A 23,046-nucleotide genomic window follows, 5' to 3' on the forward strand; every position below is an offset into this window, starting at 1 on the left:
ACGTTCAATCCTGCCAATTGAGCACGCCGGTGAATTCAACCTGCCGCGCACCGTCCGTAATCTCGCCGATTTCGTAGCTGCCGCAGCCGAGCGTGTTCAGGTGATCGAGAATCGACGGACACCGGTCCGGAGGCGCGACGACGATCAATCCCGCTCCCACGTTAAAGGATTTCAGCATTTCGGCATCCGGGATGCCGCCGAACTTCCGAATGATTTGAAAAACGCGGGGAATCCGAATCCGGCTTAGATGGATCCGCGCGGCCGTCCCTTCCGGAAGGATCCGCTTCACATTCCCTTCGATTCCCCCACCGGTAATATGCGCCATGCCATGAATTGTACCGGTTGGCAGCAGGTCCTTCAGCTGACGATAATAACAGGTATGCGGCCGTAAAATCGCTTCGAGAAAAGACGTGCCGTCCACATATTCCTGTAAAATCTCCGGCATGTCGGCCATCAGCTTGCGAATAAGCGAGTAACCGTTGGTATGCGGGCCGTTCGATGCCAGCGCGAGAATCCGGTCTCCGCGGCGGATGGCGCTGCCGTCGATGATGCTGCGCCGGTCCACGACGCCCAGGATTGCGGCGTTCAGCATATACCGGCCTTCTTCAAGCAGACCGGGCTGTTCCGATGTCTCGCCGCCGACGATGCTGCATCCCTGCTCCCTGCACGCCGCCGATAGAAAACGGACGATATCGACAACCGTTTCCCGCTGAATTTTTCCGCATAATATAATGTCCAGCACCGCTTCGGGCCGGGCGCCCATTACAACAATGTCGTTGATCAAATGATGAATCAGATCGCGGCAGATCGTTTCCGTCTTGTGATACTGAAACGCAAGCAGCTGCTTGGATCCCGGCTCTTCCGCCTTCAGCACCAGCACCGGGTCCTCGATTCCGTCGAAGCGGGGCACGAACAGCGAAGCGAATGAATCCGGCCGGCTCAGGATCCGGCTGTCGGTACCTGCAAGCAGTTTCCCCAAATCCGACTTCGCCCGGTCCGCGTTGCCGATATCGACTCCGGCAGCCTTGTAGCTGTAATTCGATTCCATCTACATTCCCTCCTTAAGCTTCAATAAGCCGATTATACGTTCATTTTGTCATTTGAAAATGTACACTTTTCGATTAAACTTAATGACAGATTAAGGAGGAGGGAGAGCTTGTCTTGCTGATGCCGCCGCAGCTGAACAGGGGTGCCAATGAGCCCGAGTACGTGCGAATTTACCGTTTTTACCGCGAGCGCATACTGCTAGGCGTCATTCCGGGCGGAACCAAGCTGCCGTCGATCCGGGCGCTGGCCCAGCATTTGGGCGTGAGCCGCAATCCGGTCGAAACGGCGTATGCGCAGCTAGTCGCCGAAGGTTACCTGCAGAACAAGCCGAAGAGCGGGTATACGGCAGCCGTCATTGAACCGCTAAGGGGTATTGCCGGACCGGAGCCTGCCGTGAACCAAAATTTGGACCACAATGCAAATCCGAAGCCTGGAGCAGGGCAGCAGCAAGAACCGTTATTAATTGACTTCTCCTATGACCGTATTCTGCCGGAGCATTTTCCGCTTAGGCTGTGGAAACGATTCATGGTCAAAGCTTTAAACGGGAACGGACGCGATCTGTTCGGTTACGGCGATCCGAAAGGCGAGCCCGGCCTGCGGCGTCTGATCCGTTCGCACCTGCGGCAAAACCGCGGCGTGGTTTGTGAGCCCGAGCAGATCGTCATCACCTCCGGTACTCAGCAATCGGCGTATATGATCGGCTGTCTGCTCAGTAGCGAAAATAGGGAGCTCGGCGTAGAAGCGTTCATGCATCCGGGCATGCACCGCATGTTTTTACGCCAGCGGTTCGTTCCAGTGCCGATTCGGCTCGAAAATGACGGCTTGTCGTGCGAGGAGCTGGAGCGGCATCGACAGTTATGCGGCGTCTATGTCACCCCTTCGCATCAATTTCCGCAAGGCGCCATGCTGCCGGCAGCCAAGCGAAGCCGTCTCATTCATTGGGCCGAACGCTGCGGAGGATGGATCATCGAGGACGATTACGACAGCGAATTTGTCTACGAGGGCCGCCCGTTACCCGCGCTGCAAAGTATCGATCCGCTCGGGCGGGTGATCTATCTGGGGACGTTCTCGCGCATATTGGCACCCGCCATCCGGCTCGGCTTTTTGATTCTGCCTCCGGCACTGCTGGAACGCTACGAGCGGGAATTCAACCATTTCGATCAAACGGCATCGCGCTTGACGCAGCATACGCTGCAGCTCTTGATGGAGGAAGGGCGTCTGGATCGGCATATCCGGCGCATGAGGACGTTTTATCAGGCCAATCGCCGTGTGCTGATCGACGCTGCGGCGACTAATTTTCGGGATCGCGTCCCCGTGTATCGGGAGCGAAGTCGGGGCTTCACCTCATCCTGGAGTGCCGTACAGGCCGTTCGGAGGACGAACTGGTCCGTCTCGCCCGTCTGCACGAAATCGAAATCGCTCCAGTCTCTCGTTATCTGGTTCCGGGAGCTTCTGCGGAAGCCTATCCTGCGATGGCCGGGGCGGGATTTGTTGCCGGGTTTGGCGGGTTAACCGCGCCTCAAATCGAAGAGGGAATCGCAAAGCTGGCGAAAGCATGGTCTCTATAACGATAGGCATGCGCGGTCGGCAATCGGACGCCAAACAGGCGGCAAACTTACAGATGTCCCGCACAAATTGAAAACGTCCGATCGATGTGCTTGGTCCAGCCGGTTTCGGCCGGCTTGACGGCTCCTGCCGGAGAGCCGGCGCATTGAGGAAAGCCTGACGGGCTGTCAGTACGTCCAATAACAATCATCGCTGTTCCGATCAAATTGAAAGCCTTTGAAGACGGTCGTCCGCAGCTGATGACGATCGGTCCGTTCCAGGTACTGAATGCGGCAGACCAGCTTCGGCTCGATCCACTGCGTTTTGTTGTCCTTCACGGTATGCAGCTGCCGGGCGATTTCCAGGAAAGCCCGCTTCTCGTCCGGCTGAAACCCGAACTCCACAACGCCGACCGGCTTATATTTCACCGTCCGGAAATGGAGTCCGATCACGAGGCCGAACCGGGGATCCGTACGGTAACCGAGCACAATCGCGTCGATCGTTTGGAAATGTTTGATTTTGATCCAGTCCTGCGTTTCGATGCCGGGAACGTAAACGGAATTTTTGCGTTTGGCCACGATGCCTTCCATCCTGTGCTCCGCCGACCACGCAAACATGGCCTTCCCTTTCTCCCCGATATAGGATGTCGGCACGATCATGTCCGCCGGCTCGACGATCTCGGCGAGCCGCTCTTTCCGGGTCATCAACGGCTCATCGAGATGTTCGCGGCGGTCCGACAGAAGCACGTCGAACACCATGAAGGAAGCCGGGTGCGTCCGGGCCGCGGACGCGATTTTGCGCGGGTCGGCGAGACGCCCCCGGTACGAAAAGTCGTCGAACACCGTTCGCCCGCCGCGAATGCAGACCCCTTCGCAATCCAAAATGGCTTCCCGCGCCCGAATAGAGGCGGCCGCCTCGCGCAGCTCCGGAAACTTTCCGGTCACCACATTTCCGTTGCGGGTGTACGCCTCCAGCCGGTCGCCCTGCTTGTGCAGCAGGATCCGCCAGCCGTCCCATTTCGGCTCGAAAATAAACGTTTCATCGTCGAACGCCTCGCGCCCCATCGATACGATCATCGGCTTGATTGGCGTGAACAGCATGGATCTTCACCGCCGCTTTAAGAGTCATCCGTCTTCATCATTATCGTCTTTCGATTGACGGATATACGCCCGCTTCAGTTTGCCGTTAGCGCCGCCCGCTCCGTCTCCCCGGTCTCGCTGCCCGTCAGCACGGGCAGGCGGATCCGCACGGACGTGCCGGCGGTGTCAGCGCTGCCGGCGATCTCGATGGCGGCCCGGTCGCCGAATAAGGTGAAATACCGTTCCCTGACGTTGCGGATGCCGTAACCGCCCGTTTTTCGCTTATCCGGCGCATCCCAGCCCGGCTTCAGCCCGACCCCGTCGTCGACGATGCGGACGACGAGATTGCCCGCTTCCTCCTTTACCGCGATATGAATCGTCCCGGTCGTCCTTTCGTTGAAGCCGTGCATAATGGCGTTTTCGATAAATGGCTGAAGCGTCATTTTCGGGATATACAGCCGTTTTACGGAATCGGGCACGTCCAAGGTCACCGTCAGCCCTTCCTCCCAGCGGTACTGCTGGATTTTCACGTAGCATTCCGCATAGACGAACTCCTCGCGCACCGTAATCAGGCTTTCGCCGTTCGACAAGCCAATCCGGAACATCTTCCCCATCAGCTCCAGGATGCGGCTCAGCTTGTCCTGGCCGGCGGAGAGCGCCATCCAGTTCAGCTGGTCCAGCGTATTATAGAGGAAATGGGGATTGATCATCGCCTGCAGCGCTTTCAGCTCGGCGTTTTTTTGCCGTTTGTACTGATTTTCCAGCGAAACATACAGCATATGAATGCGGTTCATCAGCTTCCGGTAGCCCTTGAACAGGATGCCGAATTCGTTGCGGTAATCCTCGGGCAGCTGAATTTGACCCGCCCGGCCGGAGTAGCGTCCCATCTCGTGGAGCAGCAGGCGGATCGGCTTCAGAAACTGGTGGGCCAGCAGCAGCGTCACGAGCAGGGAAAGCAGGATGGCCGATATGCCGACAATGGACAAAATGATCGCCGTATGAACGCTGCCTGCGGTAACTTTGCGCCACGGCGTCAATTCGACGAGCGTCTGGCCGTTATCGGCATGCTTGGCCCATACGATCAAATAGGGGGAGGCCGGGGAAAATAAACCGCTGCGCCCCTCGTTTGCGGTTTTGACATAACCGGAATTGTCGGTCATTTCGTCCTTGTAGGAGGCAAGCTTGGCGTAAAGCTGCGGATCGCCGATCGACGTAATGACTCTGCCTCCCGAGTCCAGCAGCATGCGGTTGGCGTCCGGCGAATCCCCCCGCACCAGGCTTTGCAGAGCCGAAGCTTTGACATTCAGCAGCAGGATGCCTTGAAACGCGCCGGTGCCGGAATAGATTTTGCGGGCGAAGCTGACGACGTTAATCTCGCCCTGATAGGTATGCTTCCGGTGCTCGCCGATCCAGGCGAAATCGGTATTTTCAACGACGGCATACCAGTTTTCGCGCTTCGCCTGATCTTCCCTGTAGAACGTAACGGGACTCTGGGACGTGACGGAAACCGGCATGAGATTCGTATAATAGTCGATGGATTGAATGATCGGGGTCACGTACGTGATGCTGGCCAAATACAGCTCCAGCTCGCTTACTTTCTGATAGTTGGAATAGGAGTCGCCGTCCGTGCGGGTATACTCCGTCAGCACCGGGTTCCGCGCCGCGGCAAGCGAATGCTGCTCGATCGCCAGCATTTGAATTTCCGTTTTATTGGACAATTCGCCGAGCAGGCCCTGCTGATAATAAGAGGTCATGCGGACCATTTCCTGCGTGGACAGCGTATACGTCAGCCAGATGACGATGCTCAGCATCACGATCATGACACCGGAAAATCCGCCGTACATCAAATAATCGATGCGAAACTTCTTGAACAGCCGGTTCATGAGATCAGCTCGGCCGGCGTAACGCCGTAATACTTTTTGAAGGTCGTGCTGAAATAGGGAATGCTCTTATAGCCGACATTTTCCGCGACTTCGAATATTTTGAGCTTCCGCTCCAGCAGAAGGCTTTTGGCTTTTTCCATTTTGACGCGGATGATGTAGTTGTTGATCGTCTCGCCGGTGCCGTTTTTGAAAATTTGACACAAGTAATTTTTCGAAATGTACACCTCGGACGCGAGCTCCGCAATCGTGATTTCGCGCGCGTAATGCTCGTGAATGTACTGTTTGATAAAATCGATCGTCAGCCGGTGCTTGAAATTTTCGTGCCAATCCTGGTGACGGCAGACGGCGCCGACCATCTGATTCAGCCACGCTTCGTATTGATCGAGCGTGCAGACCGTGCTCAGCTCCTGCTCGATGCGGTCGTCCTTAACGAGCTCGTCGAGCCGTATTTCCTCGTCGTTCAGCGCGTAGCCGATGATCGCCCAGAACTGCGTTCCGAGCGCGCGAAGCTGAGGAACGCCGATTTCGCGGTCGTTCCTGAGCGAGGCGATATAGCTGGCAATGATTTTTGCGGCGTTTTTGCCCTGCGTTTCTTTCATATCCTCGACCAAATGATGATAAAACTTCATCGGCCGCCCGGCGGTGAGCGTACGGCTGATTAATCCGCTTTCACGTTCGGCCGCAAAATCAAACACGCCCGGGGTGTGAAGGACCCGGTGCTCCTGCGATAAAAAATGGAACGCTTCTTCGAACGATTCCGGCAGCTCCGCGGCGTTATTCTTCAGCCCGCCGATCCCGATCCGGACCGACAGCTGCAAATACTGCTGCACGCACCGGACGATGCGGTCCGCCATCCGGCGAACCGTCACGCCCGCATCCTCGTCTTCGCCGGCATGGAGCACGAGCGCGGAATAATAGCCGTGCAATTCGATATAATCGAACGCGGCATGCGCCGCATGCGCAATCTCCTCAATGATGTTCTGGACGGCAAACCGGAAAATAAGCCTGTCCGACAAACGGGCTTCGGCGATTCTCGCCGTGCGCAAAATTTCGATTCCCAGCACCAGATGCCGCCGCCCTGGGCCGCCAAGCTGCGCGGTCAAACCGTCTTCGTCCCATTCGGACGCCGTTCCGGTGATCATGCTCTTAAGGCGCTCCCGGTGCACGAACGGCTCGTAAGCCATCAATTTATCCCGAAGCCGCTCCTGCTCCTGCTTGGTCCGGCGCTCGCCCTCCAGCTCGGCGATCGCACGCTGCAGCACCTCGCGCAGCGTATCCCGGGAAACGGGCTTGGACAAATAATCCCCGACGTTCAGCCGCAGCGCTTTGCGCGCGACCTCGAAGTCGGAATAGCCGCTGTGAATAATAATTTTTCCTTCGTAGCCTTCCTCATGCAGCTTCTCGATCATCGCGATCCCGCTCATCACCGGCATGTAGATGTCGGTGATGACGATATCCGGCTGCTCCTCGCGGATCAGCTCCAGCCCTCTTGCCCCGTTCAGGCTTTCGCCGGCCCATCGGGCATCGATGTCCTCCCAGGGAATGACCTGCTTCATCCCTTTCAGCACCTGTCTGTCGTCGTCGATAATCGCGATTGTCCACATGCGTCGGATTCCTCCCTATTCGGTAAATGGTAAGCGAGAAGACGATTTGTTTCAGTATATAATCCGCCCGTTTGTTTTACTAGATAGGGAAAAGGGCGCCGCCAGCCGTCCCCATCGGAAGCCGGCTGACGGCTGGCTGTCCGATCGGGACGTACGAAGCGGCGGCCCTGTCCGCGCGAAAGGTTACACCTGCGAGAAGGAAGCGGACATGTCGGTATCGCCGGCGTCCCGCACCGTTTTGACATATTTGGAGGTCCGGATCAATTCAAGGAGCCTGCGCTCGTAGTCGTCGGCATCGAACGGCACGTCCACGGTCTTGCCGGTGAAGGACGACAGCATAATGCCGTTGCCGATCGTAAGCCCCTTGATGCCTTCGGTTCCGTGCGCGATCAGCTCGCCTCCGCCGTTTCGTACGGCCTCGATAAACTTCTCCGCCACCACCCGGTGACCCGAAGGCGCTTTGGTATTGACCGGAATTTCCGTATACCAGCTTTCCACATTTCCGAACTTTTCGGTCGTCTCCCGCAAATGCTTCAGCATCGAGATCCGGTTCCGGTACAGGATAAGCTTCTCGTTCTCGTACACAAGCTTTCCGTTCTCGCCGACGATTTCGAACCGGTTCGTTCCCGGCGATTCCCCGGTCGTCACGATGAAGTGGCCGATCATGCCGCCCTCATGCTCGAAATAAGCGGTCACTTCGTCCTCGACCTCGATGTCGTGGTATTTGCCGATGTGCGCATGGCCGGAAATCCGGGCGGGGACGCCGAACAGCCACTGGTACATGTCGAGATTGTGCGGGCACTGGTTCGTGAGAATGCCGCCCCCTTCACCCGCCCAGGTAGCCCGCCAGTCGCCGCTGTCGTAATACGCCTGCGACCGGAACCAAGCGGTGTTGATCCACGTCACCCGCGTCAATCGGCCCAGCTCGCCGCCGTCGACGATATCCTTCAGCTTCCGGTAGAACGGAAGCGTCCTCTCCTGGAACATCATGCCGAATACGAGCTTCGGATGAACCGCCTTCGCCTTCTCGTAGGCGTCGATCGACTTCTGCGCGTCGATCACGTGAACGGCCAGCGGCTTCTCGCACAAGACGTGCAGCCCGCGTTCGAACGCTTCCACCGAAATCGGCGTATGCGCGTAATGCGGCGTGGCGATGATGACGGCTTCCGGGCCGGATTTGTCGAACATCTCCTTATAGTCCGTATACGCGACCGTGCCGCACTCGGCGGCGACCTTCTCCGCCTTTTCCTTGACGACGTCGCAGACGCCGACCAGCTCCACGCTGTCCAGCTCGGTCAAATAGCCGCAGTGCGTGTTGCCCCCGATATTTCCAAGGCCGATCAGGCCGATTTTCACCTTATGCATCGTTTTACCGCTTCCTCCTTTAGTCGTTCAGTTCCAATCCAGACCCGCGTCGTCCAAAAGCCCTTTAAGCGCCCGCACCGCCCGGACGAAGCGGGACGGATTGTCGAGCTCCGGATAATACTTGTGCAGATGCGGTTCGACGGAGAGAAATCCATGGAAACCGGTATCCTTCAAATGCCGGATGAACGGCGCCAATTCGCCGTCTCCCGCTCCGGCCGGCACGAACATGCGGGATTCTCCCGCCGCATCCTTGACGTGCACGTATTCGATATAGGATTTCAGCTTGGGCAGCGCTTCGGAAACCGGCTTTACGCCGTTCATCACGAAGTTGCCGGGATCGAACGCCAGACGCAGGCGCGGACTGCGGCAGGCTTCGAGCAGCTCGAGGCAGCGGTCGTCCGTGTCCCCGTAAACCGCGCTCTCGTTCTCCAGCAAAAGCGTCACGCTGCGGCTCTCCGCCACCGCGGCGAGCTCCTTCATCCGGCGCACCACTTCCCCTCGATGATCTGCGTGGTTCTCCCCCCCCGGAATAAAGTAGGAGAAGACGCGGATGTAGGGAGCCTCCAGGAAGGCGGCGATATCGCAAGCGCGCTTCACATGCTCCAACTCCGCCGCGAAATCGTCGCGAACCCCGTATTTGCCGATCGGCGAACCGACGGAGGAGACGCGGAAGCCGCCTGCGCTCAGCTTGGCTTTCGCCTCCTCCAGCTCGGCATCGGTCAGCTTCAGCACATTGGTCCCGCCGATGCTTCTCAGCTCCAGGTGGGAGATGCCCTCCGCCTGCAAAACCGCCAATTGTTCATCCAAATCCGGTGATATTTCGTCCGCAAATCCCGTTAACGTTACCGCCACTTGGCGCACCCCGCTCGCTTCGTTTTATTGTTCGTATTCCTTGGCCTTGCTTGTCAGCTCGTCGAACGCTTCCTCCGGCGTCATTTTGCCGAACATGACCGCTTCGGTAACGCTCTTGTAGTCCTTCGAATCGAAGTTGACCCAGCCTTTGGCGCCGGGATTGAACTGCTGGGCGTCGGGCGCGGTCATGGAGATCATATCCGCCGTCAATTTGTCGGCCGGCGTAAAGTTCGGCTCCATGGAAGCCAATATTTTGTTGGACGGCGGAACGCCCCGCGTCGTGCCGGAGATCGCCATCGCTTCGGGATCGTTAATAAACCAGTCGATGAACTTGGCGGCTTCGTCCTTGTGCTTCGAATCCTGGCTGACGCCGAAGAAGAACGTCGCCTTAAGCCAGCCCCCGTGCTCCTTGTCCTTCGGCATCGCGGCAACGCCGATGCTTCCCGGCTTCAGGCTGTCCCATGAAGAAGCCTGGGCGGCATGGGCCGCGCGGAACAGAAATTTCCCGGTTACGAGCAGATCCAGCTTCGGATCGAGCTCTTTGTCCGCGACGGTCAGATCGGCCGGCGGAACGACGCCTTTGGCCCGCAGATCGTTAAACGTTTTGATCCATTCCAGCCACGTATCGCGGTCGAAGTTGAATTTGCCGTCCATCGTGACGGGATAGCCTTTCCCTTTGCTGAGCTGGTAGGAGGTGTACGCTTCCCGGTTGCTCGTGAAGTCCTGCAGCGCGTAGTGGTCTTTGTCCAGCTTGGCCTTGATGTCTCTTCCGAGCTGGAAATAATCGTTCCACGTGATGCCGCCCTCCGGCAGCTTGAAGCCGAGCTTATCCAGCGCGCCTTTATCGTAGATGAGGCCCCAGGCGTTTTTCCCGAGCGGGATGGCCGTCTGCTTCCCGTCATATTTCCCCTGCTCCACGAGCCCGGAATCGATATCGGCCACATTGACGGAGCTTAAGTCGGCCAATTGGTTTCTGGCGTTCCAGTCGGCAAGCCACGACGCGTCCATTTGAATGATGTCGGGCGCGTTTTTGGCCGCCGCCTGCGTATTCAGCTTGTCGATGTAGCCGTCAAAGCCGGAATATTCCGGTTCGAAGGTAACGTTCGGATTTTTCTTCGTATACAGGTCCAAAATTTTCAAAGTCGCGTTATGTCTCGCTTCCGAGCCCCACCAGTTGATGCGCAGCTTGACGGGCTTGCCCGCCGCTTCTCCCGAAGCGCCCTGCGTCTCTCCCGTACTGCCCGTTCCCGTATTCGCCGCTCCGCCGCCGCATCCGGCCGCCGCCGTCATAACCGCCGCCAGCAGAAGCGGAAGCGCGATTTTTCCGCGTACCTTTGCCATTCCTCACAACCCCTTTGTCTATTATCGAATATTAGCTGCCGTTAGCCTTTAATTCCCGTTGTGGCAATGCCTTCGACAAAATGCTTTTGCGCCAAGAAGAAAATGAGCGCGGACGGGATGACCGATACGAAGCCCATGGCCAGCAGCTGCCCCCACGCCTGAGCGGACTGGGAATCGTTGAACATGCGCAGCGCCAGGCCCACCGTATATTTGTCGACCGAATTGATATACAGCAGATGACCGAAGAAATCGTCCCAGTTCCATAAAAAACAGTAGATGATAACGGTTACCAAAGCGGGTTTCATGAGCGGCATGACGATTCGCCAATAAATGCCGAACCAGCTGCAGCCGTCCATCTTCGCCGACTCGTCCAGCTCCCGCGGAATGCCCCGGATAAACTGCACGAGCAGGAAGACGAAGAACGTTCCGCCGGATCCGTTCGCCAGCGCATGCGGCACAATAAACGGCAAATACGTATTTACCCAGCCGAACTGGTGAAAAAGCGCATACTGCGGAATAATCGTCACCTGATACGGCAGCATCAGCGTCAGCATCAGGATGGAGAACCACAGATTGCGAAGCGGAAAATCGAGCCGGACGAAGCCGTAAGCGACCAGGCTGCAGGACAGCACGGTCGTGATGACGACCCCGATTTCCAGCTGAAACGTGTTTAAATAAAAATCGGTGAACGAATGCTCCGGAATTGCGTACCAGCCCTTCGTGAAATTGCTCCAGACGGGGTGGGTCGGCAGCAGTCCGGGCAGCGCCAGCTCTTCGTTGGATTTCAGGGAAGCCCCGATCCACCACAGCACCGGATAGATCATAATGACGCTGAAGACCAGCAGAACAAGATGTCTGACGATCATTCGATTCGGGATCGCCTGCGTCACCTCCTTCTCCCTCCTTCCGTTTCATAAAACACCCAGTACTTGGAGGATAAAAAGATAACGGATGTAAAGGCTACAATAATCAGCAGCATAATCCAGGCAAGTCCCGAAGCGTAGCCCATCTGCAGCTGGCCGAACGCCCGGTCGTACAAATAAAGCGCATACACATACGTCGAATCCATCGGGCCCCCGTTCGTAATGATCAGCGCCGGGGTAAACATTTGAAAGGCCGAGATGATCCCCATCACGAGATTAAAGTAAATCGTCGGCGTCAGCATCGGCAGCGTAATGTTGAAAAACTGCCTCGTTTTTCCCGCGCCGTCGACGGACGCCGCTTCGTACAGATCGCCGGAGATCTGCTTTAACCCGGCAAGAAAAATAACCATCGCCGAACCGAACTGCCACACCACCAGCAGCACCAGCGTTCCGAGCGCCGTATCGGGATTGGACACGTATCCCGTGCCCTCGATGCCGAAATACCCGAGCAGGTGGTTGATATACCCCTCCTTTCCGAAAATGTTTTTCCACAGCAGCGACACCGCAATGCTCCCCCCGATTAACGAAGGAAAATAAATCATCGTTCTGTAGGCCGACATCCCTTTTACGTTTTTGGCCAGCAGAACGGCAACGAACAACGCGGCGACCAGCCGGAGCGGCACGGAACCGATCACGTACATGAAGGTGACCTTCACCGCGTGGTAAAACTTTTCGTCCGTTGCAATCCGTTCGTAGTTTCGCAGCCCGACCCAGCCCGGAGCCTCCAGCAGCGAAAAATCCGTGAACGAATAATACAGCGATTGCACCATCGGATACAGCGTCAGGGCCAAAAAACCGATCAGCCACGGTGATATGGCGATGTAGCCTGCGATCGGCGAATCCCAGCGCCTCCCTTTGGCAGCCCGGCTTTTCCGCAACGCGATCGATTCGCCTGCTTCCATTTTCACGCATCACCTCTTTTGCCGTTTTTTTCAGTATAGGAATTATGAGGAGCGATGACTATAAGAGCGGATTCCGATTTCTTTAGATCCGTTCTGATTTTTTCGAAAAAACGAAAAAGAAACGGCCTGCATCGCGTTTTGGCGGCGAAGACCGTTTCTTTCTAGCGGTGAAGACCGTTTCTTTCTAATCGGATAATTGCGGCGGTGTATCGCCTTCTTGACGGATGACAGTCGTTTCATTCGGAACGGACCGGATGATCCACATATGTTTTTTATTGCTGTCCCATGATTCAATGATTGTAACGTCAAAAGCATGGGGGCCGACCTGCTTTGCGCTTACGTCTAACTTAACATTGACGTAAACATTTTTACGGAGAATCGATAAGGTATATTTACCGGACGTATTTGGCAAAGTGATACCCTTGATCATATTGAAGCCCACCGTATCATCGAACAGCGCAAATTTAATCGCTAAATTCGAGGTGAATTGAACAGGGGACTCAACAAGATTTACTCCAGCGTATACAATCAGCACTTTTTGTTTAGGATCGCCCTTTTATCTGATAAACCTTTCCATAAGAATCATCCGTTTTTCCTAAAAATCCCCCTTTATTGAAGCTATTTTGACCGTTTATATTCGTGTAGAGTGTGTTTTTCCAACTAAGATATACGGGAATATTAGGAGAACTGGTCCGGACCGGATCATCCTTTTTTGAAGAACAGCCTGAGATGATGAGGATGCTGAATAGGATAAAATAAAAAGGTTTCTTCATTTCGATCCTCCTTCGCAATAACTTCATGACGAAGTTGGATTCCGATAGGTTGCATGAAGAGTTTTCCAAACATAAAAAAAGTGCCTGTTCATTAAACAGGCATGAAATAATTTGTTCATGTTCAACGTTGAACTGGAGGTTGAAGCAGACGCATCAGCGCGCCGCCAATTCAAGCGCGACGCGCGCAAGCAGCTCGGTGCCGAGCGCGATATCGGCCGGCTCCGCAAATTCCGCGGGATGGTGGCTGACGCCGTCTTTGCAGCGGACGAAGATCATCCCGACGTCGGTGATCGACGCCATGATTTGGGCGTCGTGCCCGGCGCCGCTGACCAGCTCGAGGCATTCCAGCTTCATGCCGAGGGACTTTTCCTTCATCAGGCTGACGATCGCCGGACTGCACCGGACCGGATCGATTTTCATTCTTTCGTCGAAGCGGACCGCAAGACCTCTTCGATCACCGATTTCCAAGGCGCCGCTGCGCACCCGCTCGATGATTTCTTCTCTGCGAATCGCGTCGATATCCCGAATATCGACCGAGAACAAGGCGCGGCCCGGCACGATGTTCGTGCCGCCCGGCAGCACCGCGAGCCGCCCGACCGTTCCCGCGACAGGCGTCCCCGGATAGGACCGGCATATATGCTCGACCAGCAGCGCGATTTCGCCGGCGCCAAGCAGGGCGTCCCGGCGCATCGTCATCGGAAGCGTCCCCGCATGTCCGGCTTTTCCTTCGACCGAGACTTCCATCCAGGCGGGTCCGGCGATGCCGCCGACAATCCCGACCGGCGCGCCCGCCCGTTCCAAAACCGGCCCCTGCTCGATGTGCATTTCCAGATAAGCCCGAACCTCGCCGGGTCTGCGCACGGCCTGTACGCCGATTCGTCCGGGCTCGAGACCGAACCCGGCCAGCGCTTCCCGCCGCGTGATCCCCCGTCCGTCCGTCAGCTCCAGGTCCGCCTCGCCCGTCATGCCGGCCAGCGCCCGGCTGCCGAACATCCCGCTCTGGAAGCGCGATCCTTCTTCTTCGCAAAACGCGATCACTTCGATGGGCCGGAACGTGCATAGGCCTTCTTCCCGGAAATGCTGCACGACCTCGATGCCGCCAAGCACGCCGATCGCGCCGTCGTACTTGCCCCCGTTCTGCACCGTATCGATATGGGAGCCGATTACGACCGGCGGCGCTTCCCGGTCCATTCCTTCGATGCGGCCGATCAGGTTGCCCGCGGGATCGCGGTATACGCTCATTCCCGCCTGCTCCATCCACTCCGCCGCGAGTGCCTGCGCCTGCCGGTCTTCATCGGAGAGGGCAAGGCGCGTGACCCCTCCCTCCGGCGTCCGGCCGATCCGGCCCAGCCGCTCGATCCGTTCTTCCAATCGCCCGCGATTAATCATGGCCGTCTCTCCTTCCTTTGCGTTCCCGGCTTTTTTCCGCTTACCTGCGCCGCGTGGGGGGATATTCGGGAGAAGGAAAGCCGAATACCATCACGACGTCCTCTTCCCCCGTGTTCGCGATCCCGTGCCAAACGCCCGGCGGGATGAAGAGCGCCTGATTCGCGCGAAACGGCACGGCTTCGCCGTCCAGGCGCAGCTCGCCGCTGCCATGGACGACATACACGAATTCCTCCGTCTCGTGCACGATTGATGCCGTCACGGTTCCAGGCTTGAAACATGAATAGCCGAGCGTCGCCAGGTTGTCCGGGACGCGCTCCCGGGTGATCAGTATTTTGCTCCAGCTGCCGCCTCCAAGGTCGGCCGGCGGAATATCTTCCAGCGAAATAACGGGAATTTTACGGTCCAACGGCAATTCCTCCTATGATGATCTTGCTTTCGTTCTCGACTCCTGACGCTTCTTGACCAGCTGGGAAAAGGTAACGGCCAGCACCAGCGCGCCGCCGTAAAACAGATTCTGGACGAACGTCTGCACGCCCATGATGGTCAGCCCCGTAATTCCCGTCACCAGCAAATAAACCGCGACGAAGGAGCCCCAAGGATTGAATCGGCCGGGCACGATGCTCGTCGCGCCGAGAAACGCCGCCGCGAACGCCGGCAGCAGATAGGACAGCCCGGACGTCGGATCCGCAGCGCCGGTCGTTCCGGCATAAAGTACGCCCGCAACCGCGCTGATGAAAGCCGAGGCGATCAAGCTGAGCCAGCGGACCCTGCTGACGCGGATGCCGCTCAGTCTGGCCACGTTCCGGTTTCGGCCCACAAACAACAGACGGCGCCCGACCGTCGTAAATTCGAAGAAATACCACAGAAAAACGCAGAGCGCGAGCCCGTAATAAAATTCAAGCGGAATGCCGAGCAGCCGCTTGACGACCACCCATTGGATGAGTCCGTCCGAAATGCCGCTGATCGTCGTCGAGCCGCTGATCCATAAAATGATGCCGTTGACGACGGTTCCCGAGCCCAACGTGACGATAAACGGATCGATGCCGAACAGCATGACGAATGCCCCGTTCAGGAAACCGACCAGGATTCCGCCGGCAAGCGCCGCCGCGATCGCCCATCCGATCGGCACGTGATGCTGCACGTTGAGCACGGCGACGACCATGCTCGACAGCGTCAGCACGCTTGCGACCGACAGATCGTAATCGCCTGTCGTCATCGGAATGAGCAGCCCGAGCGTCAGGACGACAAGAACCGCCTGAGAACCGAGAATGGTCGAAAAATTTGCGGCGGTGAGAAAATTGTCCGGGCTTAAACTCCCGAAAATCAGGATGACCAGCACCAGGGCGCCGACCAGCGCGAATCGTTCCAGACCGCTTTCCAAACGGCCGGCAATCCCGTCATCGTTCCGGGGTTTACTCATGCTCCGTTCCTCCTAGCATGCACCGGGCCGTCATGTCGCCCGCGCAATTCCGATGTCCAAGCTGTTGTAGCAGCGTTCCGTAATCCGGTCCTTCGTCAGCTCGCTCCCCTGAAGCTCGCCGATGATGCGGCCCCGGGCGAAAATCAGCACCCGGTCGCAGATCGAAGCCAGCTGCTCGTAATCGGAGCTAGCGCAAAGGACGGACGTTCCTTCTTTTGTGGCCGTCTTAATAATGTCGTAAACCTGCTCCCGCGCCCCGACGTCGATACCCTGCGTCGGCTCGTCGAGCAGCACCAGCTTCGGATCGATCTGGAACCATTTCGCCAAAATGACCTTCTGCTGGTTTCCGCCGCTCAGCGCCTGCAGGTTCAGCGCCGGCCGGTTCGGACGGACCTCGTACCGGGACAGCAGCGACTGCGTATCGGCGAGCATTCGGCCGCGGTCGAGGCGCAGGTGCTTGAAGTATTGCCCGATTACCGGCAGCGTGACATTGTCCGCGATCGTCAGGGAATCGACGCCTCCGGCACCCGGGCGGTCGGCGGGAATGAGCGCCATCCCGCCTTCGATCGCGCGAATCGGCGTCATGGCCGGAGCTTCGTAAGCTTTCCCGCCGATTTCGATGCGGCCGCTTGACGCCGGATGCTCGCCATAGAGCAGGTAAGGAATTTCCTCAAAGCCCGAACCGGCCAGCCCCGTCAGCCCGAGGACCTCCCCTTTCCCCAGCTCGAGCGAGACGTCCCGGACGACATTTCCGGACAACCCGCGAACGGTCACATGGGGCTCAGGCCGATCTGCCCGGTTCGTTTCGCGGCTGTAGGAAGCCAGCTTGCGCCCGATAATGGTTTCCACCAGCGTTTCCTTCGTCACGTCCTCCGTATGCGCCGTGACAAGCAGCCGCCCGTCCTTCAGAATCGACACCCGGTCGGTAATTTCCATTACCTCGTCCAGGTCGTGGGAGACGAAGATGACGCCGACGCCCGTCTCCGCCACTTCGCGGACCAGCCGGAACAGTTGATCCACGCCGGTCCGGGGCAGAAATACGGTCGGCTCGTCCAAAATGAGCAATCCCGGACCCGCATCCTTCATGCTCCCGTTTGAGCGGATTTCCTCGATCGCGCGGACGATGGCGAGCAGCGCTTTCTCGACGGGGCTGAGGTCCGCGACCTTCGCCTTCGGATCCAGGTCGAGCCCGAACCGCGCGAACGTTTCCTTCGCCCTGCGGATTTCCGCGCGCCACGAAAGGCGCCATTTGCTCTTCGAGGCGAACTCGCTCATCAGCAGATTTTCGATCACGCTGAGCGACGGAATCAGGCCCAGGTCCTGGTGAACGAAGCTCATGCCGAGCTTCCTGAATTCACCGGCCGGCACCGGCAGCTTGACCGGCTGACCGCCGAGCCGCAGCTCCCCGCCCGGGTCCGGAGCATGGAAGCCGGCCAAAACTTTGATGAGCGTCGATTTGCCCGACCCGTTCTGGCCCAGCAGTCCGTGCACTTCGCCGGGCTCGATCGTCAAATCGATGTCCTGCAGCGCGCGCTGGCCGAAAAACGTTTTGGAAATGCGGCGCAGCTCCAGGACCGGATACGCGTTATCCATCGGACCGCCTCCTCAAAGGGGTTACTTCGAAAGCATCCACAGTTTGTTGTAGCCGTCGATATAGGCATCCCCGTAGCCGGTCGACACCTTGGCCGGCGAGCCCGCTTGCGCAATGTTGCTCTTATCCCAGATGTACAGCGGGATGTGCGGGTCCTTCGGGAACGGCAGTCCCGCGAGCAGGCGCATCTCCGCATCCAGGACCGCTCTGCCGATCCAGTCGAGGTTTTCGCCGATGTCCATCTCCACCTTGCCCTGCGCGATCAGATCGAGCACGAACGGCGTACCGTTAAAGGTGGCGATTTTTACCCGGTCCGATGCTCCGGCGGTGGCAAGCGCGGAGACGACGAACTGGCTCATGCTGTCGTAAATCGGCAAAATGTAGTTGAGTCCCGGATCTTTGACGACGGCCGCCTGCACCGTCGGCTGGATTTTGGTCCCCCATTCGGTCACGGGCACGTTCACCGACGTGATTTTCGCGTCCGGGCAGACTGCGGCAAATTCGCTCTTGATGCCGCCTGCGAGCGAACCGGTGGACACGACCTCGTCCGAGGTGATCATCAGCACGTTCGGCTTGCCCTCCGTCTTCACGCACGCCCAGTCGGCCAGCAGCCGTCCGGCGAGGTTGTAATCGATGCCGAGATTTTCGGTTACGTTGGGAACCGTCTGGTCGAGACCGCTGAGATGGGAGGAAACGACCTTGACCCCGGCCGCTTTCGCGGCGTCGATCTGCGGCTTCAGAACGGCCGGGTCGGTTCCGGCCAGGAGATCGACCAGGTCGTACTTCTGGTTCACGGCGTTGTTCATGCCCTGTACCCACTCGGACGGCTGTCCCTGGTTGGTCCATTCTTTAAACTCGAAGCCGATGTCTTTGGCGGTGCCGCCCATAACCTTCTCGATATTGCTGAGGAACGGTACGGAGCTGGACGCCGGAATGCTAAGTATTTTTTTCCCGGCCATCGCCTTCCTGGCATCGAACGGTTCGCCGGCCGGAACGAATTCGGGCAGCTTTTTGTACTGGTCGATCTGCTGCTGCGCATGGTCCAGATCGGCCTTCGAGCCGGACGTATCGCTCGAAGCCGCGCTTGAGGGGCCGGAAGAGCCGCCGGAAGTATCCGCGCCGGACGTACTGCCGGACGCATTCGTCGCGGTGCCGTCCGACGAGCCGGAGCCGCTCCCGCACGCCGTCATCGCCAGCAGAATCAGGATCGCGAGCAAGCCGTATACCATTTTGATTTTCATGGATGAACCTCCCGAGTGTACAAGAATGGTAAAGCTTAGGAGCGAAAGCGGGCCGTCGCTTCCCAGTCGATGTTCCCGCCGGCGAGTGCGACGCCGTAATCGCGCGCGGCGCTTTCGGCCGAAACGAAGCCGTCGAGCACGTCCGATAGGACCGCTTCCGGATCGCGTTCCCGCGGATTGCCGTAGCCTCCTCCGCCGGGCCCGGTCAACCGCAGCGAATCTCCTTTCTTTGCGCGGTGATACGGGATTTTGGACGGCAGGGCCGCGGTCTTCCCGTCCGCGGAGAGCAGCAGCAGCCCGCACGGCGTACCGTCAAGACCGCCCTGGAATCCCCATGGATTGTACTTTTGCCCGTCCCCTTCCACGGAGAACCCGCCGTCCTCGAGAAACGCCATTTCGCGGACGGATCCGATTCCGCCGCGGAATTTGCCCGCGGCCGCCGAGTGGTCGAGCAGCTCGTAGCGCGTTACGCGAAGCGGGTAGTGCGACTCGATGTCTTCGATCGGATTGTTGCGCGTGTTCGCGTAAAGGGTGTCGACGGCGTCCATGCCGTCCTTACCAAATCGTCCGCCGTAGCTGCCCTCCATGATATCCATATACACCCAGTACTGCTCGCGCTGGAGACCGCTGTAGGCGACCACGTTCAGATTCCCGATGCCTGCGCTGACCTGCCGCGGCACGACCTGGGAAAGCGCGTGCATCAGCGTATCGGCCACCATGTTGCCGGGACAGAACCGGGCGATCGTCGGCGCCGGGAACGCCGGATTCACCAGCGTCCCCTTCGGCGCGATGATTTTGATCGGACGCATGAAGCCGGAATTTTGCGGGATCGGGCCGAACGTCTCCGAGTCGAGCAGAACCGACCGGAGCGTGAAATAAACGGCGATATCGACCGTTCCTTCGAGCGGCATATTGATCGGCCGGTCGGATACCTGAGGCGACGTACCGGTTAAATCCACGACGATATCGCTGCCTTCGACGGTGACGGATACGCAGATTTTCAAGTCTTTTTTCTCCGGGTCCGGGCTGTCCAGGAAGCCGTCGATATACCCCGTCGCGGTATAGGTCCCGTCCGGAAGCTTGGCGATTTCGCCGCGCAGCATACGCTCGGAATAGCTCATCAAATCTTCGCTTGCCGCCATCACGGTTTCGAGCCCGTATTTCTCCACGATTTCGAGGTAGCGTTCGGCCCCGATCCGGCAGGCGGCGATCTGCGCCTCCATATCGCCGACTACCAGGTCGGCCGCCCGCACGTTGTCGCGCAGCATCCGCCATACCATCTCGTTGCGGACGCCGCGTTCGTACACCTTGATCGCCTTGAACTGGAGCCCCTCCGCATACGCGTCAACCGCGTCCACGATGCCGCACGAGCCCGGCGTAAGCGCACCCAGATCGAGATGGTGAGCCGTCGCGCACGAAAATCCGATCAGCTCGTCGCGGTAAAACACCGGGACGAAAAACCCGACGTCCGGCTGATGCGAAGCGCCGTAATAAGGCGAGTTGTGCATGACGACGTCCCCCGGAAAAAATCGTTCCCCCCGCTCGGCCATAATTTTTTTGATCCCCTTCATGTACCCCGGAATCGGGCCGGACTGCAGCGGCGTGCTGGTCGTCGATTCGCAGAGCTGCTGGCCGTCGGCATCGAGCAGCGCACAGCCGAAATCCTCCGATTCGCGAATAATGCTGGAGTAGGACATGCGGGCCAGCTTGTAGCCCATTTCGACCGCAACGTTTTCCAGGGCCCCCCGGAGAACCTGCGCGGTAACCGGATCGATGGAACGGTTTGCTCCTTGCTCCGTCATCGTTACACCTCCACTTGAATTCGAATATTTCCGGTCTGCTCCAGCACGGCTCTGCAGCCCGGAGGGATGATTGTGGTCGTATCCTTCTGCAGCACGACGCAGGGTCCCTCGAACGAGACGCCGGCCGGGAGAAGCTCCCTGCGATAGAACGCCGTCTCGAGCTTCTGCAGCCGGCCGTCCGCCCGGAAGAAGCACGCTTTCGTTTTGACCCGGGCTTCGTTCAGCGCCGTGTCTGCGCCGGCCTTCGGACGCCCGATTTTCGGCATCGCGCCGATTCCGGTCAGCCGCAAATTGACGATTTCGATCGGCCGGTCCGGAAAAGCGTGCCCGTACTCTTTCTGATGGAACGCATGGAAGCTGTCCCATACGGCTTGGATGTTATCGTCATCCAGCGGCTCGCCAGGCAGCGCCACGCGCAGCTCGTACCCCTGTCCCTGGTAACGGCAGTCGAAATAGCTGCGGACCTCGGCCGACTCGCCGGAGAAGCCCGCCAGCTCCAGCTGTCCGCGAATTCCCGCCTCCATTTCCGCAATGACCGCGTTCAGCAGCTCCGGCCGCGCCGAGCCGCTCTGCAGAAACAGCGTGCGCGACGAATCGTATTTCAGATCCGTTGTCAGGAGCCCCGTCGCCGATGTAATGCCGGGATGCGGCGGAATGATGACCTCCGGCACGCCGAGAATTTTGGCAACCTCCACGGCATGCATCGGACCGGCACCGCCCAAAGCAAGCAGGCTGAACGTGCGGGGATCGTGGCCTTTCTGCACCGTCTTCGCCCGAATGGCGCCCGCCATATTATTGTTGACGATCGTGAGCACGCCTTCCGCCGCTTCCGCTGCGTCAAGACCGAGCTGCTCGCCCAGCTCCTGCAGCGCCTGAAGCGCATTTTCCGGATACAGCTCCATTTCCCCGCCGAGAAAATGTTCCGGGTCGAGATGCCCGAGCGCGGCGTGGGCGTCCGTTACGGTCGGCTGCTGCCCGCCGCGTCCGTAGGCCGCCGGGCCGGGATACGAGCCCGCGCTTCGCGGTCCGACATGGAAAGCTCCCCCGGCGTCCAGGTAAGCGATGCTGCCTCCCCCCGCTCCGATCGTATGGATATCGATCATGGGGATCTGTACCGGAAAGCCGCTGATCCACGTATCGCGGGCGGACGATTCCCCGAAGCCGTCCTCGGTCACGATCGCGATATCCGCGCTCGTTCCGCCGACGTCGAACGTAATGAGCCGCTCCCGCTCGGACAGCCTGCCCGCCCACTGGCCGCCGAGCACGCCGGCCGCCGGGCCGGAGAGCATGGTCAGCACCGGCTTCTCCGCCACCGTTCGGGCCGTCGCCACGCCGCCGCTTGAGGTCATGATGTGCAGGTCGCACGTAATGCCGGCGTTCCGAAGGCGCTGCTCCACGCGGTCGATGTAAGCCTGCACCTTAGGTCCGACGAATCCGTTGAGCGCGGCCGTCGTAAACCTTTCGAACTCGCGGAACTGTGGCGAAATGCCGGATGACGTCGTCACGTAAAGGTCCGGGAACTCCTCGCGGACGATTTCCGCGGCCCTTTCCTCGTGCGCCGGATTCAAATAAGAGAACAGAAAGCCGATTACGACGGACTCGACGCCGTCCCGTTTGAATTGGCGGAGCGCTTCGCGCACCCCCTCCTCGTCCAGCGGAACAAGCGTCCTGGCCCGCCCGTTCTCGGGCACGAGACGCTCCTTCACCGTTCTGCGGTTTCTCCGCTCCACGAGCGGCCGCTCCTGCCAGGGGATCTCCTGCATGATCGAATAATTTTGCGGGCGCTGATGGCGGCCGATATGCAAAATATCCCGGTACCCTTCGGTGGTGATCATGCCCGTCTTGGCCCCGTCGTGCTCCAAAATCGCATTCGTCGCGATCGTCGTGCCATGAAAGACGTGGTCGAGCGAACCGGGCTCGATCCCGTTCCGCCTGCAAAGCTCCTCCACGCCCGATACCATGCCGACCGACGGGTCCTCCCTTGTCGTCAGTACCTTGTGAATACGGGTGACGCCCGTCTCCGTATCCGTGAAGATCAGATCGGTAAAGGTTCCCCCGACATCGATGCCAATCAATTTCACAAGCTGCTCCTCCTCGGCCCTTTTATGTCATGTTTTATACCATCATTAGAACGAAAGTCTTAAGCTAGCTGTATTATAATATAAGGAATGCCGAAGAAATCTCGTGATTTTACCGGAAAAGACATGCATTTTTCGGGAAAACAATGACTTTTGGCATTTACATTCGAATTCGGTTTCGATAGTATGTGAGAAAAATAGACAACGAATG

Annotated in this window: 19 protein-coding genes; 1 reads left to right on the top strand and 18 read right to left on the bottom strand. The window is 58.5% G+C overall.

All coding sequences use genetic code 11. The annotated features are described in order from the left end of the window. Positions 1–4 precede the first annotated feature (4 nt). Positions 5–1,048, bottom strand: coding sequence for a phosphoribosylformylglycinamidine cyclo-ligase (purM, locus tag PD282_RS17995; RefSeq protein WP_274652022.1), 1,044 nt, complete (start codon positions 1,046–1,048; stop codon positions 5–7). Positions 1,049–1,167: 119 nt separating this feature from the next. On the opposite strand from purM, the gene pdxR reads away from it, so the two are divergent. Then, the gene (gene pdxR / locus PD282_RS18000) at positions 1,168–2,559 is read left to right on the top strand and encodes a MocR-like pyridoxine biosynthesis transcription factor PdxR (RefSeq protein ID WP_274655305.1); all 1,392 of its coding nucleotides are present in this window, start codon (positions 1,168–1,170) and stop codon (positions 2,557–2,559) included. A 221-nt stretch (positions 2,560–2,780) separates the two neighbouring features. On the opposite strand, the gene PD282_RS18005 is transcribed toward pdxR, so the two are convergent. The 17 genes from PD282_RS18005 to PD282_RS18085 form a co-directional block, all read right to left on the bottom strand. Beyond that, the gene (locus PD282_RS18005; RefSeq protein ID WP_274652023.1) at positions 2,781–3,692 is read right to left on the bottom strand and encodes an ATP-dependent DNA ligase; all 912 of its coding nucleotides are present in this window, start codon (positions 3,690–3,692) and stop codon (positions 2,781–2,783) included. A 74-nt stretch (positions 3,693–3,766) separates the two neighbouring features. Then, positions 3,767–5,554 carry a cache domain-containing sensor histidine kinase gene (locus PD282_RS18010; protein WP_274652024.1) on the bottom strand — a complete coding sequence of 596 codons (1,788 nt, stop codon included), beginning with the start codon at positions 5,552–5,554 and terminating at the stop codon, positions 3,767–3,769. Next, positions 5,551–7,158 (bottom strand): response regulator, encoded by a 1,608-nt coding sequence (locus PD282_RS18015; protein ID WP_274652025.1) that lies wholly within the window; start codon positions 7,156–7,158, stop codon positions 5,551–5,553. The genes PD282_RS18010 and PD282_RS18015 overlap by 4 nt, the downstream gene beginning before the upstream one ends. 183 nt (positions 7,159–7,341) lie before the next feature. Next, complete coding sequence (locus PD282_RS18020; RefSeq protein ID WP_274652026.1) at positions 7,342–8,523, bottom strand: Gfo/Idh/MocA family protein; 1,182 nt, start codon at positions 8,521–8,523, stop codon at positions 7,342–7,344. Between the two features lie 27 nt (positions 8,524–8,550). Continuing rightward, complete coding sequence (locus PD282_RS18025) at positions 8,551–9,375, bottom strand: sugar phosphate isomerase/epimerase family protein (protein ID WP_274652027.1); 825 nt, start codon at positions 9,373–9,375, stop codon at positions 8,551–8,553. 24 nt (positions 9,376–9,399) lie between these two features. Then, a complete protein-coding gene (locus PD282_RS18030) occupies positions 9,400–10,716 on the bottom strand; it encodes an ABC transporter substrate-binding protein (protein ID WP_274652028.1) in 1,317 nt (438 codons plus the stop codon). Positions 10,717–10,757: 41 nt separating this feature from the next. Then, positions 10,758–11,582, bottom strand: coding sequence for a carbohydrate ABC transporter permease (locus tag PD282_RS18035; RefSeq protein WP_274655307.1), 825 nt, complete (start codon positions 11,580–11,582; stop codon positions 10,758–10,760). 20 nt (positions 11,583–11,602) lie between these two features. Beyond that, a complete protein-coding gene (locus tag PD282_RS18040) occupies positions 11,603–12,541 on the bottom strand; it encodes a carbohydrate ABC transporter permease (RefSeq protein WP_274655309.1) in 939 nt (312 codons plus the stop codon). A gap of 184 nt (positions 12,542–12,725) precedes the next feature. Beyond that, entirely contained in the window at positions 12,726–13,076 is a 351-nt protein-coding gene (locus PD282_RS18045) for a hypothetical protein (RefSeq protein WP_274652029.1), read from the bottom strand. Between the two features lie 7 nt (positions 13,077–13,083). Beyond that, on the bottom strand, positions 13,084–13,314 hold the full coding sequence (locus PD282_RS18050; protein ID WP_274652030.1) for a hypothetical protein: 231 nt from the start codon (positions 13,312–13,314) through the stop codon (positions 13,084–13,086). Positions 13,315–13,467: 153 nt separating this feature from the next. Continuing rightward, positions 13,468–14,703, bottom strand: coding sequence for a Zn-dependent hydrolase (locus PD282_RS18055; protein WP_274652031.1), 1,236 nt, complete (start codon positions 14,701–14,703; stop codon positions 13,468–13,470). Positions 14,704–14,743: 40 nt separating this feature from the next. Further along, the gene (locus PD282_RS18060; protein ID WP_274652032.1) at positions 14,744–15,109 is read right to left on the bottom strand and encodes a cupin domain-containing protein; all 366 of its coding nucleotides are present in this window, start codon (positions 15,107–15,109) and stop codon (positions 14,744–14,746) included. A 12-nt stretch (positions 15,110–15,121) separates the two neighbouring features. Beyond that, complete coding sequence (locus PD282_RS18065; RefSeq protein ID WP_274652033.1) at positions 15,122–16,123, bottom strand: ABC transporter permease; 1,002 nt, start codon at positions 16,121–16,123, stop codon at positions 15,122–15,124. Positions 16,124–16,153: 30 nt separating this feature from the next. Next, positions 16,154–17,716: a sugar ABC transporter ATP-binding protein gene (locus PD282_RS18070; protein ID WP_274652034.1), complete on the bottom strand. Its 1,563-nt coding sequence runs from the start codon at positions 17,714–17,716 to the stop codon at positions 16,154–16,156. 21 nt (positions 17,717–17,737) lie between these two features. Further along, the gene (locus PD282_RS18075) at positions 17,738–18,955 is read right to left on the bottom strand and encodes a sugar ABC transporter substrate-binding protein (RefSeq protein ID WP_274652035.1); all 1,218 of its coding nucleotides are present in this window, start codon (positions 18,953–18,955) and stop codon (positions 17,738–17,740) included. Positions 18,956–18,990: 35 nt separating this feature from the next. Continuing rightward, positions 18,991–20,757, bottom strand: a complete 1,767-nt coding sequence (locus PD282_RS18080; protein ID WP_274652036.1) for a hydantoinase B/oxoprolinase family protein — start codon at positions 20,755–20,757, stop codon at positions 18,991–18,993. 2 nt (positions 20,758–20,759) lie between these two features. Beyond that, positions 20,760–22,838: a hydantoinase/oxoprolinase family protein gene (locus tag PD282_RS18085; protein ID WP_274652037.1), complete on the bottom strand. Its 2,079-nt coding sequence runs from the start codon at positions 22,836–22,838 to the stop codon at positions 20,760–20,762. Between the last annotated feature and the right edge of the window lie 208 nt (positions 22,839–23,046).

Source organism: Paenibacillus humicola (genome assembly GCF_028826105.1).
GTDB classification, from domain to species: domain Bacteria; phylum Bacillota; class Bacilli; order Paenibacillales; family Paenibacillaceae; genus Paenibacillus_Z; species Paenibacillus_Z humicola.

What these genes read in the sequence shown, in the direction of transcription:
- purM (WP_274652022.1), bottom strand. Translation starts at nt 1,048, where the DNA reads ATGGAATCGAATTACAGCTACAAGGCTGCCGGAGTCGATATCGGCAAC.
- pdxR (WP_274655305.1), top strand. Translation starts at nt 1,168, where the DNA reads ATGCCGCCGCAGCTGAACAGGGGTGCCAATGAGCCCGAGTACGTGCGA.
- PD282_RS18005 (WP_274652023.1), bottom strand. Translation starts at nt 3,692, where the DNA reads ATGCTGTTCACGCCAATCAAGCCGATGATCGTATCGATGGGGCGCGAG.
- PD282_RS18010 (WP_274652024.1), bottom strand. Translation starts at nt 5,554, where the DNA reads ATGAACCGGCTGTTCAAGAAGTTTCGCATCGATTATTTGATGTACGGC.
- PD282_RS18015 (WP_274652025.1), bottom strand. Translation starts at nt 7,158, where the DNA reads ATGTGGACAATCGCGATTATCGACGACGACAGACAGGTGCTGAAAGGG.
- PD282_RS18020 (WP_274652026.1), bottom strand. Translation starts at nt 8,523, where the DNA reads ATGCATAAGGTGAAAATCGGCCTGATCGGCCTTGGAAATATCGGGGGC.
- PD282_RS18030 (WP_274652028.1), bottom strand. Translation starts at nt 10,716, where the DNA reads ATGGCAAAGGTACGCGGAAAAATCGCGCTTCCGCTTCTGCTGGCGGCG.
- PD282_RS18035 (WP_274655307.1), bottom strand. Translation starts at nt 11,582, where the DNA reads ATGATCGTCAGACATCTTGTTCTGCTGGTCTTCAGCGTCATTATGATC.
- PD282_RS18040 (WP_274655309.1), bottom strand. Translation starts at nt 12,541, where the DNA reads ATGGAAGCAGGCGAATCGATCGCGTTGCGGAAAAGCCGGGCTGCCAAA.
- PD282_RS18050 (WP_274652030.1), bottom strand. Translation starts at nt 13,314, where the DNA reads ATGAAGAAACCTTTTTATTTTATCCTATTCAGCATCCTCATCATCTCA.
- PD282_RS18055 (WP_274652031.1), bottom strand. Translation starts at nt 14,703, where the DNA reads ATGATTAATCGCGGGCGATTGGAAGAACGGATCGAGCGGCTGGGCCGG.
- PD282_RS18065 (WP_274652033.1), bottom strand. Translation starts at nt 16,123, where the DNA reads ATGAGTAAACCCCGGAACGATGACGGGATTGCCGGCCGTTTGGAAAGC.
- PD282_RS18070 (WP_274652034.1), bottom strand. Translation starts at nt 17,716, where the DNA reads ATGGATAACGCGTATCCGGTCCTGGAGCTGCGCCGCATTTCCAAAACG.
- PD282_RS18075 (WP_274652035.1), bottom strand. Translation starts at nt 18,955, where the DNA reads ATGAAAATCAAAATGGTATACGGCTTGCTCGCGATCCTGATTCTGCTG.
- PD282_RS18080 (WP_274652036.1), bottom strand. Translation starts at nt 20,757, where the DNA reads ATGACGGAGCAAGGAGCAAACCGTTCCATCGATCCGGTTACCGCGCAG.